13 protein-coding genes are annotated in these 16,756 nt (G+C 67.1%); 3 read left to right on the forward strand and 10 right to left on the reverse strand.

What is annotated here, in order from left to right; genetic code table 11:
* Positions 1-58: 58 nt before the first annotated feature.
* The 4 genes from HUT07_RS17190 to HUT07_RS17205 form a co-directional block, all read right to left on the reverse strand.
* Positions 59-1,702 (reverse strand): Na+/H+ antiporter, encoded by a 1,644-nt coding sequence (locus HUT07_RS17190; protein WP_176021927.1) that lies wholly within the window; start codon positions 1,700-1,702, stop codon positions 59-61.
* Between the two features lie 107 nt (positions 1,703-1,809).
* On the reverse strand, positions 1,810-2,466 hold the full coding sequence (locus HUT07_RS17195; protein ID WP_176021928.1) for an alpha/beta fold hydrolase: 657 nt from the start codon (positions 2,464-2,466) through the stop codon (positions 1,810-1,812).
* Complete coding sequence (locus HUT07_RS17200; RefSeq protein WP_176021929.1) at positions 2,463-3,272, reverse strand: class III extradiol ring-cleavage dioxygenase; 810 nt, start codon at positions 3,270-3,272, stop codon at positions 2,463-2,465. The genes HUT07_RS17195 and HUT07_RS17200 overlap by 4 nt, the downstream gene beginning before the upstream one ends.
* Positions 3,273-3,315: 43 nt before the next feature.
* Complete coding sequence (locus HUT07_RS17205) at positions 3,316-3,726, reverse strand: DoxX family protein (RefSeq protein ID WP_176021930.1); 411 nt, start codon at positions 3,724-3,726, stop codon at positions 3,316-3,318.
* A gap of 94 nt (positions 3,727-3,820) precedes the next feature.
* Here HUT07_RS17205 and HUT07_RS17210 point away from each other — a divergent pair, with 94 nt between their 5' ends.
* Entirely contained in the window at positions 3,821-4,702 is an 882-nt protein-coding gene (locus HUT07_RS17210; protein ID WP_176021931.1) for a LysR family transcriptional regulator, read from the forward strand.
* A gap of 49 nt (positions 4,703-4,751) precedes the next feature.
* Here HUT07_RS17210 and HUT07_RS17215 read toward each other — a convergent pair whose 3' ends face one another.
* Positions 4,752-7,814 carry an EAL domain-containing protein gene (locus HUT07_RS17215; protein WP_176021932.1) on the reverse strand — a complete coding sequence of 1,021 codons (3,063 nt, stop codon included), beginning with the start codon at positions 7,812-7,814 and terminating at the stop codon, positions 4,752-4,754.
* 174 nt (positions 7,815-7,988) lie between these two features.
* On the opposite strand from HUT07_RS17215, the gene HUT07_RS17220 reads away from it, so the two are divergent.
* Positions 7,989-10,100: a M13 family metallopeptidase gene (locus HUT07_RS17220; RefSeq protein ID WP_176021933.1), complete on the forward strand. Its 2,112-nt coding sequence runs from the start codon at positions 7,989-7,991 to the stop codon at positions 10,098-10,100.
* Positions 10,101-10,347: 247 nt separating this feature from the next.
* Here the strand turns inward: HUT07_RS17220 and HUT07_RS17225 are convergent, their stop codons facing one another.
* Positions 10,348-11,277: an oxygenase MpaB family protein gene (locus HUT07_RS17225; RefSeq protein WP_176021934.1), complete on the reverse strand. Its 930-nt coding sequence runs from the start codon at positions 11,275-11,277 to the stop codon at positions 10,348-10,350.
* Between the two features lie 310 nt (positions 11,278-11,587).
* On the opposite strand from HUT07_RS17225, the gene HUT07_RS17230 reads away from it, so the two are divergent.
* Entirely contained in the window at positions 11,588-12,202 is a 615-nt protein-coding gene (locus HUT07_RS17230; RefSeq protein ID WP_033832034.1) for a hypothetical protein, read from the forward strand.
* A 39-nt stretch (positions 12,203-12,241) separates the two neighbouring features.
* Here the strand turns inward: HUT07_RS17230 and HUT07_RS17235 are convergent, their stop codons facing one another.
* From HUT07_RS17235 to HUT07_RS17250, 4 genes are all read right to left on the reverse strand, one after another.
* Positions 12,242-12,586 carry a hypothetical protein gene (locus tag HUT07_RS17235; RefSeq protein WP_176021935.1) on the reverse strand — a complete coding sequence of 115 codons (345 nt, stop codon included), beginning with the start codon at positions 12,584-12,586 and terminating at the stop codon, positions 12,242-12,244.
* Between the two features lie 32 nt (positions 12,587-12,618).
* Positions 12,619-13,389, reverse strand: coding sequence for a LytTR family DNA-binding domain-containing protein (locus tag HUT07_RS17240; RefSeq protein WP_100462764.1), 771 nt, complete (start codon positions 13,387-13,389; stop codon positions 12,619-12,621).
* Positions 13,379-14,638, reverse strand: a complete 1,260-nt coding sequence (locus HUT07_RS17245; protein WP_176021936.1) for a histidine kinase — start codon at positions 14,636-14,638, stop codon at positions 13,379-13,381. The genes HUT07_RS17240 and HUT07_RS17245 overlap by 11 nt, the downstream gene beginning before the upstream one ends.
* A gap of 161 nt (positions 14,639-14,799) precedes the next feature.
* On the reverse strand, positions 14,800-16,449 hold the full coding sequence (locus HUT07_RS17250; protein ID WP_176021937.1) for a M28 family metallopeptidase: 1,650 nt from the start codon (positions 16,447-16,449) through the stop codon (positions 14,800-14,802).
* Positions 16,450-16,756: the final 307 nt, after the last annotated feature.

A 16,756-nucleotide genomic window follows, 5' to 3' on the forward strand; every position in this document is an offset into this window, starting at 1 on the left:
GCTGAAAGGTGTGCGGACCAAGGTCCGCACCCACCCAAGGGCCGGCGCCACCGCACGCTTACTCGCGCTTGCGCGATTCCAGCAGGTCCAGGTTGCGGATCAGCCGCCGCGCGATCTCGTCCGACACCACCCCGCGACGGGTCAGCCGGAACAGTTCCTCGCGTTCGGCGTTGAGGCCGGCGTTGCGCAGCTGGCGGTAGCCGACTTCCATCCGGTTCACCTTCTCCGGGTCCACGTCGGGGTTGTCGCGGTCCAGGTGGCGCTGATACAGCATGCTCACCCGCGATGCGGCGTCGTTGTACAGCTGCACGTTCTCGGTGTTCTGGTTCAGCACCAGCTGCTGGCGCATGCGCTCCACGCCCGCCAACGCCGCCTTCGAGGACAGCTTGCGGGCCAGATCCTCTTCCTTGCGCTCACCCGAATCGGCCGGCAGCTGCAGGCCCTTCAACAGCTGCGGCAGCGCCACGCTGGCGCCAACCAGCGAGCACAGGATCACTGCGGCAGCCAGGAAGATCACCAGATCGCGTGCCGGGAACGGGCTGCCATCGGGCAGGAACAGCGGCAGGGTCAACACACCCGCCAGGGTGATCGCACCACGTACGCCGGCCACCGAGGTGGCCACCACGATGCGCCAGTTCGGTGCCTCGCCGTGCTCCAGGCCGCGCCGGCGCGCGCGCAGCAGGTTCCAGCGCAGCGACAGCCACACCCACAGCAGACGCAGCGCGATCAGCGTCGCGTTGATCACCAGCACGTACACCAGCAGCCACCACGCACTCTGATGACCGCTCTCGTTCATGGTGGTGGTGGCGCGTTCGACGATGCCCGGCAACTGCTCGCCCAGCAACACGAACATGATGCCGTTGAAGCTGAACTGCAGCATGTTCCAGACGCCGGCACGCTGCACGCGCATGCTGCCGGACACGCGGCCGGTCAGCTCGACGTAGCTCATCGCGATGCCGGCAGCGACCGCCGCCAGGATGCCCGAGGCGTGGATCTCTTCTGCCAGCAGGTACGCCGCGAACGGGATCAGCAGGTTGACCAGCATCGCCGCACCGGGCTCTTCGCCGAAGCGGCGCCACAGCCAGCGCTGGAACGTAGACACGCCCAGGGTGACCGCCACGCCGACGGCCAGGCCGGCCACCGCCACCCACAGGAACGTCAGCGACGCGGTCGCCAACGAGAAGGTACCGGTCATCACCGCCGCCACCGCGAAGCGGAAGCAGACCAGGCCGGACGCATCGTTGAGCAGCGACTCGCCTTCCAGGATGTGCATCAGGCGCTTGGGAATCGGTGCCTTGGCGGCGATTGCACCGACGGCCACCGGGTCGGTCGGTGACACGATCGCGGCCAGCGCGAAGCACACCGCAAGCGGCATCACCGGAATCATCCAGTGGATCAGCAGGCCTGCACCGATCACGGTGAACACCACCAGCCCGAATGCCAGTTCGAGGATCGCGCCCTTGTCGCGGAACAGGCCCTGCTTGGGAATGCGCCAGCCATCAAGGAACAGCAGCGGCGGCAGGAACAGCAGGAAGAACACTTCCGGTTCCAGCGCGTGGCCGCGGTTGAACACCCCGGCAATCACCGCACCGAGGCCGATCTGTACCAGCGGCAGCGGCAACGAGAATGGCAGGACGCGAACCAGGTAACCGCTGGCGACAACGGCCACCAGCATCGCCAGGACGACTTCGATGGTGTGCATGCTTCTTCCAGGAGCGGCGCGTGGGGCCGGAAAAACCGGAGTACGCCGGGGGACGGAAAAAACTTAACACAGCAGGCCGCCACTGCGGCCAGCCATCTGAATGCGCGTCAGGGCCGCGACAGCAAGCGCCGCTCGAGCCACGCCAGCGTGTCCCGCTGCATGTCCGGCGACAGCGCATGGCCGACCGGGTAGCCCTGCAGCTGATGAGCCACGCCCAGCGCCTGCAACCGCCGCGATGCGGCTTCGGCCAGGGTGTAGGGCAGCTTGTCGTCGTCGTAGCCGTGCACCACCAGCGCGTCCAGCCCGGCGTGGCCCACATCGGCCGGGATGCTCGGCGCGATCTCCGGCAGGATGCGTCCGCTCAGGATCGCGAAGGACGCCACCCGCTGCGGCTGGGTCAGGGCAACGCTGGCGGCCATGATGCCGCCCTGGCTGAAGCCGGCCAGCGCGGTCTGCCGGGCGTCCAGTCCCAGCCGCTGTTGCTGGGCCGCCAGCCAATCCCCCAGCAGCAGGCGCGAGGTCTCGGCCTGCGCCGGATCGATCACTGGCCCCTGCGCGTCGAAGCGCACCGTGAACCAGCCGAACGCCTGTGGCCCGAAGACCAATGGGCCGCGCGGCAGCAGCACGTGCAGCCGCGGGTCGATGGCCGAGGCCAGCGGAAGCAGCGACTGCTCATTGCTGCCCACCCCGTGCAGCACCACCACCAGGCCCTGCGCCGGTCCTTGCGCAGGACGTTCCAGCACCGGTTGCAGCAGCGGGCTCATGCCGCGTCCTGGGCGCGGTCGGCGCCGTCAAAGCGGTACAGATCCATCGCCAGGAAGCCGGCATCGATACCGGCATCGATGCGCTTGGCACCAAAGCCGCCCTCGCCCGCTGCACCCATCGCGAAGTACAGCGGCAGCAGATGCTCATCGGTAGGGTGCGCACGCTCCGCAAACGGCGCCTGTCGACGGTAATCGAACAGGGCATCGCGGTCATTGGCGGCCAGCCGCTGCTCCACCCAGTCGATGAAAGGCCGCACGTAGGGCGCTTCCTTGCCGTCCTGGTAGTTGCCCCAGTCGTGCAGGTTGTGGGTGATGCTGCCTGAGCCGATCAGCAGCACGCCCTGTTCGCGCAGCGGCGCCAGTGCACGACCCAGCGCGAACTGATGCTGCGGGCCCAGCATCGGCTGGATCGACACCGGCACCACCGGGATGTCGGCCTGCGGGTGCAGCAGGCGCAGCGGCACCCACGCGCCATGGTCGAGGCCACGCTGCGGGTCGATTGCCACCGGCAGGCCGGCGGCGGCGATGCGGCCCGCCACGTCCTCGGCCAGCGCAGCATCACCGGGGGCCGGGTACTGCAGCTCGAACAGTTCGCGTGGGAAACCACCGAAATCGTGAATGGTCGACGGCTGCGGATGGCTGCCGACCAGCGGCTGTCGGGCCAGCCAATGCGCCGAGGCGATGACGATCGCACGCGGCGTCGGTAGGTCGTGGGCCAGCTCGGCCAGGCGAACGCCGACCTGACCCGGGTGCAGGGCCGTCATCGGCGAGCCGTGGGAGATGTACAGCGAAGGCAGGCGGGACATGATCTTCTCCAATGACAGGAACAGGCAGCGGGCCGGCTGACGATCAGCGCGAACGCAGGGTCCAGCGACCATCGCCCAGCAGGAACAGCACGATCAGGGCCAGCGCCCAGAACGCCGGGTATTCCCAGCCACCGCCCGCGTTGGCGAAGCTGAAACCGTTGGCGCCGTGCACCGTCACGATGGTGCCCAGCAGCAGTGGCACGCCAAGCAGGCCGATCCAGCGCGCGTAGATGCCGAGCAGCAGCGCTGCGGAAATCGCCAGTTCAACGGCGATGGTGAGGTAGCCCAGGACGCCGGGCAGGCCCAGCGACTCGAAGAAGGCCGCGGTACCGGCCGGGGTGAACACCAGCAGCTTGGTCAGCGCGTGGACCAGGAACAACACGCCCAGGGCCAGCCGCAGCAGGGTCGCGGCATACGGGGCGAGGGGGGACAGGGGAGCATGGGTAGCGTTCATGGGGCACCTCGGTGGGGACGATGCACAGGTTATTGCGCTCTCTATCGCCGATAAATACGATGAATCGACCGTATTTATTTCAAAAGGCGCAACAATGGACACTCTGGATGCCATGCGCGTGTTCGTCACGGTGGTCGAACGCAACGGCTTCAGCGCCGCCGCACAGGCGCTGGACATGTCCACGGCCGGGGTCACCCGCCAGGTCGCCGCGCTGGAAAAACGGCTGTCCACCCGTCTGCTTCACCGCACCACCCGCCGGGTCAGCCCGACCAGTGCCGGCGCCGCCTACTACGCGCAATGCGTGCGCCTGTTGGCCGAGTTCGATGCATTGGAAGCCAGCATCGGCGCACAGGCGCTGGAGCCGTCCGGCATGCTGCGCATCAATGCACCGGTCAGCTGGGGCATCGCCTGCCTCGGCCCTTTGCTGGCCGGCTACCGCGAGCGCTTCCCGCAGGTCGAACTTGACCTGGCACTGTCTGATCGCCTGGTGGACATGGTCGAGGAAGGCTATGACGTGGCCATCCGCATCACCCGCGAGCCGGGCCCGACCCTGATCGCGCGGCGCCTCGGCCAATCGCGGATCAGCCTGTGTGCCGCACCGGCCTACCTGGCCGCGCATGGAACACCACAGACCCCGCAGGACCTGCAGATGCATGCCTGCCTCGGCTACAGCTACTGGGCAGCGGGCGACCACTGGCCACTGCAGGGACCCGGCGGCGAAGTGAAGGTCGCGGTCACCACCCTGCTACGCGCCAACAACGGCGATGTCCTGCGCGAAGCTGCCATCGCCGGCATGGGCGTGATCCTGCAGCCGGACTTCCTGCTGGAGGAAGCGCTCGCCGATGGCCGCCTGGTGCGCATCCTGCCCGGATGGGAAGCCGCACCCATCGGCATCTTCGCCGTCTACACCAGCCGCAGCCACCTCGCGCCGAAGGTACGCAGTTTCATCGACTACCTGGTGGAAACCGGGGTGTGAGGGATCTGCCCGATTTCCGGTAGTGCCGGCCGCGGGCCGGCACTACCGGTCATGCAACAACCTCATCCAGCTGCGCGATGATCTTCTCCAGCGGTGCCGGTCGCCCCAGCAGGTAACCCTGCACCTGGTCGCAGCCATGCGCGGCCAGCCAGTCCAGCTGCCCGGGCGTCTCCACGCCCTCGGCGATGATCGTCAGCCCCATGCTGTGGCCCAGCGACAGCAGCGCCCGGCAGATAGACGCGTTGCGCGGATTGGTTTCCACGTCGGCGACGAAGCTGCGATCGATCTTGAGGATGTCCAGCGGCAGGTGCTGCAGGTAGGACATGCTCGAGTAGCCGGTACCGAAATCGTCCAGCGACACGCTGATGCCCTGCTCGTGCAGGCGCTGCATGGTCTGCATCGCCTGTGCCGGCTTGCGCATCAGGCTGCTCTCGGTCAGCTCCACGTGCAGTGCGCCGCGGGCCAGGCCGAAATCCTGCTGCGCGCGGGCGAACTCGGCCACCAGATCGCTGTTGAAGAACTGCACCGCCGACACGTTGACCGCGATCGACAGTTCGCCCCACCCCGCTTCGACAAGACGCCGCTGCGCCTGCGCCGCCGCGCGGATCACCCAGCGGCCCAGCGCCAGGATCAGGCCGGTGTCCTCGCACAACTGGATGAACTCGCTGGGCGGGATGAAACTGCCGTCGGCCTGCGGCCAGCGCAGCAGCGCCTCCAGTGACGCCGGGCTGCCATCGCTGGCATGCCGGATCGGCTGGAAGTACAGCTGGAACTCGTTGTCGATGGCCGCGTGGATGCGACCGGCCAGGCGCAGGCGGTCGGCCAGGCGGGTCGTCACCGCCGCATCGAACCAGGCCACGACGTTGCCTTCGGCGCGCGCCGCGTGCGCTGCCTGCGCGGCCATGCCGATCGCCTGTTCCGCCGTGTGGCCTGCGTCGGCGTCACGTACCGCCACACCAATGCGGGGTTCGAACTGGTGCAGCGAATCCTGGCCGCGCATCGGTGCCGATACGATCTGCAGCAGATCGTCCAGCACGCGCTGGGTGTTGTGTTCCGGCGCAATGGCCAGCACGAAGTCCTCCGCGGGCTGGAACGCCAGCAGGCCGAAGCGCGCGCCGAGCCCACCCAGGCGCGAGGCCATCGACTGCAGTACCGCGTCGCCGATCTCGCGGCCCAGCGTATCGGCCACCAGCTGCAGGCCGCGCAGCTGCACATAGGCGATGGTGTAGGCACCGGACTGCTCGTCCAGCTGTTCGCTCAGTGCGCGCACGTTGAGCAGGCCCGTGGCCGGGTTGTGGCGTGCGTGATAGGCCAGGTCGCGTTCGTAGGCCAGCCGCTCGCTGACATCCTCGGCCAGCACCAGGCACGCGGGCTGGCCATCGAAGTCCAGCTGTGACAGGTGCACGCGCACTTCGAACACCGTGCCATCCTTGCGCTGGTGCAGGCGCACCGCAGCATCCTGAAGCTCCCCACTGCGCACCTGCGCGATCGCGCCCTTGACCTCGTCCCAGCCCTCGCGTGGGCGGATGTCGAGGATGCTCATGGCCAGGAATTCATCGCGGCTGTAACCATACTGCTGCACGGCCGCCTCGTTGACCTCGATGAAGCGCAATGTGTCCGGATCGAATACCCAGAACGGCGCAGGATTGCGATCAAACAGCAGACGGAAGCGGCGTTCAACCTGGCGCATCTGTTCGCGCGCCTGATAGCGCTCGCTGAGGTCGGTCAGTGCGCCGATCATGCGCCGCTGCCGATCCGCCACCGCTACCCGTTGGCCACGCGCGGCAACCCAGCGCACTGCCCCGCCCGGCAACACAAGCCGGAATTCTTCATCGAGTACGGCATTGCCGGCAAAGGCCTGGTCGAACGCCTGCTGCATGCGTGCGCTGTCATCGTGGTGCACGCGGGCGAAGAAATCGGCTACGGGGAGTGCATCGGTCTGCACACCGAAGATCTCGCGCGCCAACGGTGACCAGCGCAGCAGCGCCGCGTCTTCGTCGACATACCAGGTGCAGACACGGCCCACATGATGGGCCAGGCGCAGCTCGGCGTGGCCCGTCCGCAGTTCTTCGGCCATCGACTGCTGCCGGTGTGTGCTGCGGCGCACGGCATACAGCAGCACCAGCAGCAGGGCGGCGTAGGCCAGCATGATGGCGATCGCCGCCTGGAGATACGGCCACCACGGCTTCAGCACGTCCTCGTCGGCCAAGCCAACCTGCACGGCCAACGGGCTGTTTTCGAGGGTACTGATGGTGGAGATGCGCGGTATGTGGTCCACCGCGCCGGGAATGCTGCCCAGTTCAACCACGGCCTGCCGGCCCAGCAGCTTGCGTGCGGGCAGCGTGTAGCGACGGCCGACGGTGCCTTGCGGATCGGGAACACGGGCCAGCATGTAGCCATCGGCGTCACTGATCGAGGCCAGACCGTTCGGCCCCACATCCAGACCGCCCACGATCCGCTGCAGTTCGCCGCAGCGCAGCCGCGCCAGCAGCCAGCGATTGCCAGCCATTGGCAGCGCCAGCGGCACCACCCAATCCCCGTCGCTGGCACGCTGCGGCGGCCCGATGTACAGCGCACTTCCCTGACCTCGCCGCTGCGGATCGGTCCACAGCGGCAATTGCAGGTCGCCCTTGCCCGCCGTCAGGGCACGGCCGTAGGTATCGAGCACGACGATGCTGTGCAGCTCGGCATGCCGGCCCAGCACGCCGGCAATGGCGGCGTCCAGCAGCGCGGGCGCCTGCGCAGGTACGGTGCGGAACAATTCGGCCGCATCGGCGGCGATACCGCCCATCGCCCGCTCCAGATTGCGCAGCTCCAGTGCCAGCAGCCGTTCGCTACCTACCGCCAACGCCCGGCTCTGCCGCTGTGCGGCTTCCAGCCGGCGCTGGTAATCGTTGGCCAGCATGGCGGCCAAGCCCACTGCCAGCAGCACGCCCAGCACCACACCGCCCCAGGTAATGGCACGCAACGGCCGGGCCAGCGCGTGTCTCAGCGCCGGCATCGGTCGGTCTTCCCTGTGCAGTCGGCTGGCTTCATGCGCGAACGATTCCTCCACGTCCCCGACCTCAACGGCCGGCGGACGCCATTCTTGACGCCTCGACCCGTCCTGCATGCGCCCTCCCCCGGGTGCTGCAGACATCCAGCCCGCAGCATGCACCACGCCGATGACCGCGTGAAGGTCATCGCTGCGTGTTCAGCCAGATCACGCACAGTGCTGAACCTTTCGAGCGCGTCCAGCCGGCCCGCAGCGGATTAGACTTGGCGTTTTCCGCCGCAAGAGAAGTCCATGTCCAAGCTGCGCCGCCCCACCCTGGCACTGGCCATCGTTGCCAGCCTGTCCCTGGCCGCCTGCGACCGCCCGGCCGATCACGCCGCCGGCACCGCCGCACCGACCGAGGCGACACCCGCTGCTGCCAAGCCGATGCTGGGCAGTTTCGGCTTCGACGCCAGTGGCATGGACCGCAGCATCGCCGCCGGTGATGATTTCTTCGGCTTCGCCAACGGCAGCTGGGTGAAGAACACCGAGATTCCGGCAGACCGCTCGCGCTTCGGCAGCTTCAACGTGATTGCCGAGAAGACGCAGGCCGACACCCGTGCGATCCTGGAAGGCGCCGCCGGCAACGCCCAGGCCAGCGGCGAAGACAAGCTGATCGGCGACTACTATGCCGCCTACATGGACGAGGCTGGCATCGAGCAGCGCGGCCTGGCGCCGCTGCAGCCGCAGCTGAAGACCATCGATGCGATCGCCGACAAGGCCGGCCTGGCCCGCGCCCTCGGCGGCGACGTGCGCGCCGATGTCGACCTGCTCAACGCCACCAACTTCTACACCGACCGCCTGTTCGGCCTGTGGGTCTCGGTGGACCTGCTGCAGCCGGACCGCACCGCGCCGTACCTGGTGCAGGGCGGCCTGGGCATGCCGGACCGCGACTTCTACCTGGGCGGCGGCCGCATGGCCGAACTGCGCAAGCAGTACCAGGCCTACATCGCACAGGTGTTGCAGTTGGCCGGCGTGGCCGACCCGGCCGGCAAGGCGCAGCGCATCCTCGCCCTGGAAACCAAGATCGCCCAGGCGCATGCCACCCAGGAAGAAACCAATGACGTGACCAAGGGCGCCAACCCCTGGACCCAGGCCGACTTCAACGCCAAGGCCCCGGGCATGGACTGGGCCGCGTTCCTGGACGCTGCCGCGCTCGGCAAGCAGCAGGACTTCATCGTGTGGCAGCCCAAGGCCGTGGCCGGCCTGTCCAAGCTGGTGGCCACCGAGCCGCTGGATGCCTGGAAGGACTACATGACCTTCCACGCGCTGGACCGTGCCGCCGCCTATCTGCCGAAGAAGTTCGCCGATGCGCGCTTCGCCTTCCACGGCACCGCGCTGAGCGGTACGCCGCAGCAGAGCGACCGCTGGAAGCGTGCCGTGGATGACGCCAACCATGCCGTCGGCGAGGCCATCGGCAAGCGCTACGTCGAAAAGCACTTCGATGCGAAGACCAAGGAACGTGCCGACGCGATGGCGAAGAACATCATCGCTGCCTTCGCCAAGCGCATCGATGCACTGGCCTGGATGTCGCCGCAGACCAAGGCCAGTGCCAAGGCCAAGGTGGCCGGCCTGACCGTGGGCATGGGGTATCCGGACACGTGGCGCGACTACACCGGCCTGGACATCCGTCGCGATGATCCGCTCGGCAATGCGCAGCGCGCCGAGCTGTTCGAGTACCAGCGCAACATCGCCAAGCTGGGCAAGCCGGTCGACCACAGCGAGTGGGCGATGCTGCCGCAGACCATCAATGCGATGAACGTGCCGCTGGAAAACCGCCTGGTGTTCCCGGCAGCGATCCTGCAGCCGCCGTTCTTCGACGGCGCCGCCGACGACGCGGTGAACTACGGTGCGATCGGCGCGGTGATCGGCCACGAGATCAGCCACGGCTTCGACAACGCAGGCGCGCTGTTCGACGACACCGGCAAGCTGCACAACTGGTGGACCGCCGAAGACCTCAAGCAGTTCAACGCGGCGGGCGATGCACTTGCCGCGCAGTTCAGCAGCTACGAGCCGTTCCCGGGCGTGCATGTGAACGGCAAGCTGACCCTGGGCGAGAACATCGCCGACGTCGCCGGCCTGGGCACCGCTTACGACGCCTACCAGCTGTCGCTGCAGGGCAAGCCGGGCCAGACCCTGGAAGGCTTCACCCCGGACCAGCGCTTCTTCCTCGGCTTCGCCCAGGCCTGGCGCAGCAAGAGCCGCGAGCAGGCGCTGCGCAACTCGCTGCTGACCGATGTGCACGCGCCGGGCCAGTTCCGCGCGTTGACGGTGCGCAACATCGACGCCTGGTACCCGGCATTCGAAGTGAAGGAAGGCCAGAAGCTGTACCTGGCCCCGGACAAGCGGGTCAAGGTGTGGTGATGTAACGCGAACGGGCGCCGAAAGGCGCCCGTTTTGTTTGGTGAGTGCCATCCACGCATGGCGTGGATCTACTGGTGCCATCCACGCATGGCTGGAATCCACCCACCCCGCTCTGGTGGATGCCAACCTTGGTTGGCGCTTTTCAGGCATCCACGCATGGCGTGGATCTACCGCAGGCCCGGACACAGTAGATCCACGCCATGCGTGGATGGGCGCAGCGCGAAAGCGCGCCGCCCCAGGCCGGCGTCTACCGGGGCAATGCCGGCCACTGCCGCAACACCTCCACCGGCACACCCACCCGTGCGCAGGCGCGTGTCGCCAAGCCATCGGGCAGCGCGCGACGGAACAGCGGCGCCATCCCCTGCATCAGCTTCGATGATGCTGCGGCCTGCGCACGCTGGCGCGCGCTGCGCTCGAGCATGCCCTCGGCCCAGTCCGGCAGCAGCGCGGCACCCGACCCCAGGAAGATCTCGCGTGACAGACCGGGCACCGGCACCGGCAGGCGCACGCCGGACAGCACCTGCAGCACTTCGCGGGAGCGTTCGTCCACCACCAGCTCAGGCTGCCGCGCGCAGAAGTACGCATCCACTTCCGCCGTACTGCGCGGCACGTCCACCGCACCCAGCGCTTCGGCCACGCAGCGGTACTCGTCGTAATAGCGGTCGGCAACCTCAGCCGGCACTTCGCGTCCGTAGCGGCGATAGCCCTGCAGGAAGCCGTAGGCCTCGGTCACATGCACCCACGTCAGCAGCTGCGGATCATCCGCGGCATACGGCTCGCCCTGCGCGGTCTGGCCACGGATCTGCGCGTGGATGCGCCGCACCTTGGCCACCAGCGCTTCCACCTCACCTGCCGGTGCGTAGCTGGTGCCCGCCACGAAGGCAGTAGTGCGGCGCAGGCGGCCGACCAGGTCCTGGCGGAAATTGGAATGATCGTAGACACCGGCCAGTGCCCGCGGGTGCAGGGTCTGCAGCATCAGCGCACACAGGCCGCCGGCCAGCATCGAGGGCAGTTCGGCGTGCATCCGCCAGGTCACGCTGTGCGGCCCGAACCAACCGGGATCGCCCAGCGGGTGGTCGTAGTCGATACCGCTCTGGCCACGCGGAAACGCATCCAGTACCCAGCGCCGGATCGGGGCGGTGACGGGGCGGGAAAGACGGTGCAGCAACGGCGGCATCACGGGTCCAGATCGGCAAAGGGACGGACCGCGTCCTGCGCGGTCCACCCCGATTCTGGTCGATCACGACAGGCACGGCGAGCCCGGCCGCTCAGCGTCGGTTTCATGTGCGCGCGCAGCACGTTTCACCCTGCGACATCTTGTCGCAGGCCACGCGAGCAATGTTGCGTCGCACCAATATTCACCTGTTCAGACAGAACCCTTATCCCGCGTGGCCTTGAGGCCATTGCACCGCTCGCTGGAAGTGCTAGAACTGAACCCGCCACACCGTCCACTGCAGATCGCCGCACGTTCCACCAAGGAGCCAGCCATGATTGCTTTGTTCAAGGGTTTGGGATTACTGCTTCGCGACAACGAGCTCTACAGCAGCCCGTTCGAAAAACAGGTCGCGCACTGGCGCACCCTCAGCGAACAGCAGATCCGCGATGAAGTGGCGGTGCTGGCCCAGGCCAAGTGCCAGTGGCTGATTACTTCGATCGTCGGATGGCAGGCGGCCTCGCTGCTGATCCTCGGCCTGATCACCAACTACCTGTGGCGCGACGATTACCACATCACCTTCACCCGCGTGGTCGTGGTGTTCGGCTCGTGGATCTCGATCCTGTTCGTGATCTGGTTCATGGCCAACATGTTCGACCGCACCGCCGGCTTCGAGCGCTGGATGAAGGCCTTCAACAGCCGCGCCCGCATCACCTCCAAGGCCGACAGCGTCGAGCACGTGGCTGAAGCGCTGGACCTGGCCGAGCACTATCCGGAAGTGCTGGACTACAAGCAGGCCGTCACCGCCAAGCGCGAACTGCGCCACGAGGACATCCGCATCATGACCGAGATCGGGCGCATGAAGCAGCACTCCGAACTGGTGGGTCGCCTGAATCATGTCGGTGAAACCGAACACCATCACGACATGACGCTGCAGCCGGCTTACTGAGCCGAACGCAATCCGGGGGGAGCCACAATGCCACCGTGCTCAGTCACGGTGGCATTGTTCTTTCTGCACGTCGCTGACGCACTGGCGGAACTCCTTGGGCAGGCCGCTCACCTGCTCGGTCTTGCCTACAGCCACCGCGAAATGGCGCAGCGGTGGCGTGGCACAGGCAGCGTCGGTGCTGCAGCCCGGTGCCAGCACCAGGTAATGGCATTGCCCACTGCTGCTGGCAATGCATTCGAAGCGCGCCACGCCATCGACCACCGTGCTCTTGCTGTACAGCGTGTCCACGCCATTGGCATTGGTGCGGGTGATCGAGGTGTTGCTGGATTTTTCGCAGCCGGCGATGGCCAGCACGACGGCAGCGACAAGCAGGATACGGCGCATGTTCGTTCCTCGATGGATGGCGAAGGCCGCGGCTACATGCCGCGGAACAGGCTCATGAACGGTTGGCTGACCACCAGTGTTTCTGCACGCTGACGCAGGCGCAGCACACCGCGGCCGGTGTCGTCACGGCTGACCGCTGCCACGGCCTTCATGTTGACGATGGTGGAGCGGTGCACCTGGCGGAAGTGCTGCGGATCGAGTACTTCCAGCAGCTCGCGCAGCGGTGTGCGCAACAGGCTTTCGCCGGCCGCAGTGACCACCGTGGTGTACTTGTTGTCAGCGCGGAAATAGATCACATCGTCGAGCATGATCAGCTGCGTATCGCGACCGTTGCTGGCGGTGATCCAGGCCAGCGGTGGCCGATCGTTGGCGACCGGGCCTGCACCCAGGCGCTGCAGCAGGCGCTCCAGCACCGCATCGTCCTGGCGCGTGGACGGCAGCCGCGAAAGAATGCGGTCGCGCGTGGCCAGCAGCCGCTCGTCGCTGACTGGCTTGAGCAGGTAATCCATCGCGCCCTGCTCGAAGGCATCGATGGCGTATTGGTCATAGGCGGTGACGAATACCACCTGGGTGCGTGGGCTCAGCTCGGCCAGTGCACGCGCCACTTCAATGCCGCTGATGCCGGGCATGCGGATGTCGAGGAAGGCGATGTCCGGCTGCTTCTCGGCCAGCTGTTCCAACGCACTGGCACCGTCCTCGCATTCGGCCACCAGCTTCAGTTCCGGCCACAGCCGCCCGAGTTGCTCGACCAGCGAGTGCCGCAGCAGTTCCTCGTCTTCGGCGATCAGCGCTTCAAGCGGCATGGCGGGGCTCCTTGGCCGACTGCGGCAGGGTCATGGTGGCGGCCACGCCGCTGGGGAAATTGGCGACGATCGCCACACCGGCCTGCTCGCCGCAGGTCAGGCGCAGGCGCTCACGCAGGTTCTTCAGGCCGATGCCGGTGCCACTGGTGCCCTGGCCGAAGCCGAGCCCATCGTCGGCCACGGTTACGGTGACGTGGTCATCGAAACCACGCGCGATGATCCAGATCGTACCGCCACCGGGCTTGGGCTCCAGGCCATGCTTGATCGCATTCTCGACCAGGGTCTGCAGCGCCATCGCCGGCAGCTTCACGTCGTGCAGCTCGGCGGGCACCTGCACTTCCACCGCCAGACGTGCGCCCATGCGGATGCGCAGAATCTCCAGGTAGGCGCGGGTGCGGTCCAGCTCCACGCCCAGCGTGGACACCGACTCATCCACCTGCGGCAGCGAACTGCGCAGGTACTGGATCAGGTGACCCAGCATCTGATCAGCGCGCGCCGGGTCGGTGCGGGTCAGCACCTGTGCGTTGGCCAGCGAGTTGTACAGGAAGTGCGGTTCGACCTGCGCATGCAGCAGGTTCAAACGCGCGACCGACAGTTCCTTTTCCACCTGGGTCTGCTCGGCAGCGGCCTGCTCGTCGCGGCGCTGGTCGGCCACGCGGCGGCTGATCGCTCGGGTCACCGCTTCGGCGTTCTCGTAATTGCTGCCTTCATCCAGTGCCAGCAGATCGGCCCACCAGCCAGCATCCGGCTCGAACAGCAGGGTGACCGTGCAGGTGCCCTGCCCCGGCGTCACCGTGGCCAGCACGCTGTTGCGCTTGATCGCCAGCCGCGCAGGCAGGTTCCAGCGCGACGCCTGACGCCCATTCCAGGGATCCACGCGGCGCACATAGGCGCGCACCTGCAGGCTGCCGGCGGAGCTCTCCACCTCTTCAACCCGAGGCAGTTCGCCGACGGCCGCTTCGACCACCGCGAACGCCTGGCCGGCATCCATCGGCAGTTCGATCTGCCGGCGTTGGCGCCCGGACAGGGTGGCACCATCCAGGCGGCCGGCCACCAGCCAGACCCGGCGCACGTGGGTCACCGCGCTGCCCAGCGCGGAGATCATCAGGAACATCACCAGCAGCCCGAACACCCAGCCCGGGCCGTCGCGCATACCGCTGAAGATGCCGCTCCAGACCATGCCGGCAACGAACAGCGCTGCGGCCCAGGCCAGCAGGTGGCGAATGATGAGGGAGAAGCTGGCGATCACGGCGGCGCCTTGGTGGAAGGGGTGAGCCGAGCATAGAGCGGCCCTTCGGGCAAACAAGCGGTGTGCGACGAAGGGCCGGAAAGCGGCGATGGAATCCCTTACGCAAACGCCGGGCATGGCCCGGCGCTACCAGGTCTGGCGGGGCGGTGCCCCGCATTCCCTTATTTGCGCTGGTCGGCGCTGGCGTCACGCACCGCGCGGAACGCCTCGTCCTTGCTCCAGTTCGGCCAGGCACGCGAATTGGCCAACTGGTTGCCCAGGGTGTACAGCACTTCCAGGTCACGAGCGGCGCCGGCGAACACCCAGTCCGGCTGCCACTCGTCGCCCTGCTGGTGGTAGCGCTTGGCGGTGTAGTCCTCGGACGCCTTCTTGCCCGCCGCGACGCCACCGTCCACCCAATCCTGTCCTGCCGACCAGGACAGCGCCGGCACGCCACGCTTGGCAAACGGGAAGTGGTCGGAACGGAAGAACAGACCGGCCTCCGGCTTCGGGTCCGGCGTGTAGCGGATGTCCCAGCCCTTGGCCACGTCCTTCAACTGGTCCAGCAGTTCAAAGCGCGCAGCGCCGTAGATGCCGAAATCGCGCGACGGACCGAACGGCGCCATGCCGTCCATGTTGATCATCGCCACGGTCTTCTCCAGCGGGTACAGCGGATGCGTTGCGTAGTACTCCGAACCCAGCAGGCCCTTCTCCTCGGCCGTCACTGCCAGGAATACGACCGAACGCTGCGGACGCGGTGCCTTGGCGAAGCCGCGCGCCAGTTCGATCAGCGAGGCGGTGCCACTGGCGTTGTCCAGCGCGCCGTTGAAGATGCGGTCACCGCGTGCGTCCGGTTCACCCACGCCGATGTGGTCCCAGTGCGCGCTGTAGATGACGGTTTCATCCGCATGCGTGCTGCCTTCCAGGCGTGCGGCCACGTTGTGCGACGTAATCACTTCGGTCTTCACCGCGTACTTCGCGTCCAGGCTGGCGCCGGTCAGCGGCACCGGGGTGAAGTCGCGCTGCTGCGCCTTCTTCTTCAACGCCTCGAAATCCTGCCCCGCCGAGCGGAACAGTTCCACCGCCAGATCGCGCTGGATCCAGCCTTCCAGCAGTGGGTGGCTGTCGGCCGGGTTGTCACGCACCACGTCGAACATGGTGTTGGTGTTGGAACCGGCCACCGTGGCCCAACCGTATGAGGCCGGTGCGGTCTCATGCACGATCAGCACGCCGAGTGCGCCCTGGCGTGCGCCTTCTTCGTACTTGTAGGTCCAACGGCCGTAGTAGGTCATGCCCTTGCCGTCGAAATCGCCCTTGCCGGTCTCGAAGTCCGGGTCGTTGATCAGCACGACGGCGATCTTGCCCTTCAGGTCCACGCCCTTGAAGTCGTCCCAGTTGCGCTCTGCTGCCTTCACGCCGTAACCGAGGAACACCAGCGGTGCCTTGCTGATATCCACGTTGGTGGCGCCGTTCATGGCCGCACGCACGGCAATCTGCTTGCCCTGCTCCAGCGTGATGGTCTTGCCGCCCTGCTGCAGCGACAGCTGCGGGGTGCCGACGATGTCGCCCTTGCGCAGCGGTACGGCCTGCGTCCACAGGCGCTTGCCGTCCTTGAGGTCGCCGCCGGGCTGAAGCCCGGCATCGGCGAACTGCTTGCTGAGGAAGGCGATGGTTTTCTGTTCGCCGGCGGTGGCCGGCGAGCGGCCTTCGTAGGCGTCGGAGGCCAGTTCCTTGACGTCGGCGGAGATCCGCGCGCCATCGAATTTCGGGGTGGCCGCCATCAGTGCGCTCGACACCGACAGGGCCAGCACGCCCAGTACTACTCGCTTCATTGCTCTCTCCAGCAGGGAAATCGTTCTGGAGTGTAAGGGGTAAGGGGTTCGGCAGGGCTGCGCCCTGCACCCGCCGAAACAATGGCAACGGCCTGAGCAACGGCCGAAGCAACAGCAACAGCGGGCATTCCGTGGGATGGCGGGGTGGGTGTCGACCTTGGTCGACACGGTAGATCCACGCCATGCGTGGATGACCAAAAGAAAGGAGGCTCGGTCGCGCCATCCATGGCGCTCACGCCCCCGCAACCGGACCCACCCCGCCTTCGACAGTTTCCCGCGATCTGCCGGAATCGCATGGCCTGCTCTT

The sequence above is a fragment of the Stenotrophomonas sp. NA06056 genome (assembly GCF_013364355.1).
Classification (GTDB): domain Bacteria; phylum Pseudomonadota; class Gammaproteobacteria; order Xanthomonadales; family Xanthomonadaceae; genus Stenotrophomonas.

Coding starts and splice junctions, on each gene's coding strand:
- HUT07_RS17215 (WP_176021932.1), bottom strand. CDS start 7,814: ATGCAGGACGGGTCGAGGCGTCAAGAATGGCGTCCGCCGGCCGTTGAG.
- HUT07_RS17190 (WP_176021927.1), bottom strand. CDS start 1,702: ATGCACACCATCGAAGTCGTCCTGGCGATGCTGGTGGCCGTTGTCGCC.
- HUT07_RS17220 (WP_176021933.1), top strand. CDS start 7,989: ATGTCCAAGCTGCGCCGCCCCACCCTGGCACTGGCCATCGTTGCCAGC.
- HUT07_RS17240 (WP_100462764.1), bottom strand. CDS start 13,389: ATGCCGCTTGAAGCGCTGATCGCCGAAGACGAGGAACTGCTGCGGCAC.
- HUT07_RS17210 (WP_176021931.1), top strand. CDS start 3,821: ATGGACACTCTGGATGCCATGCGCGTGTTCGTCACGGTGGTCGAACGC.
- HUT07_RS17195 (WP_176021928.1), bottom strand. CDS start 2,466: ATGAGCCCGCTGCTGCAACCGGTGCTGGAACGTCCTGCGCAAGGACCG.
- HUT07_RS17250 (WP_176021937.1), bottom strand. CDS start 16,449: ATGAAGCGAGTAGTACTGGGCGTGCTGGCCCTGTCGGTGTCGAGCGCA.
- HUT07_RS17200 (WP_176021929.1), bottom strand. CDS start 3,272: ATGTCCCGCCTGCCTTCGCTGTACATCTCCCACGGCTCGCCGATGACG.
- HUT07_RS17225 (WP_176021934.1), bottom strand. CDS start 11,277: ATGCCGCCGTTGCTGCACCGTCTTTCCCGCCCCGTCACCGCCCCGATC.
- HUT07_RS17205 (WP_176021930.1), bottom strand. CDS start 3,726: ATGAACGCTACCCATGCTCCCCTGTCCCCCCTCGCCCCGTATGCCGCG.
- HUT07_RS17235 (WP_176021935.1), bottom strand. CDS start 12,586: ATGCGCCGTATCCTGCTTGTCGCTGCCGTCGTGCTGGCCATCGCCGGC.
- HUT07_RS17230 (WP_033832034.1), top strand. CDS start 11,588: ATGATTGCTTTGTTCAAGGGTTTGGGATTACTGCTTCGCGACAACGAG.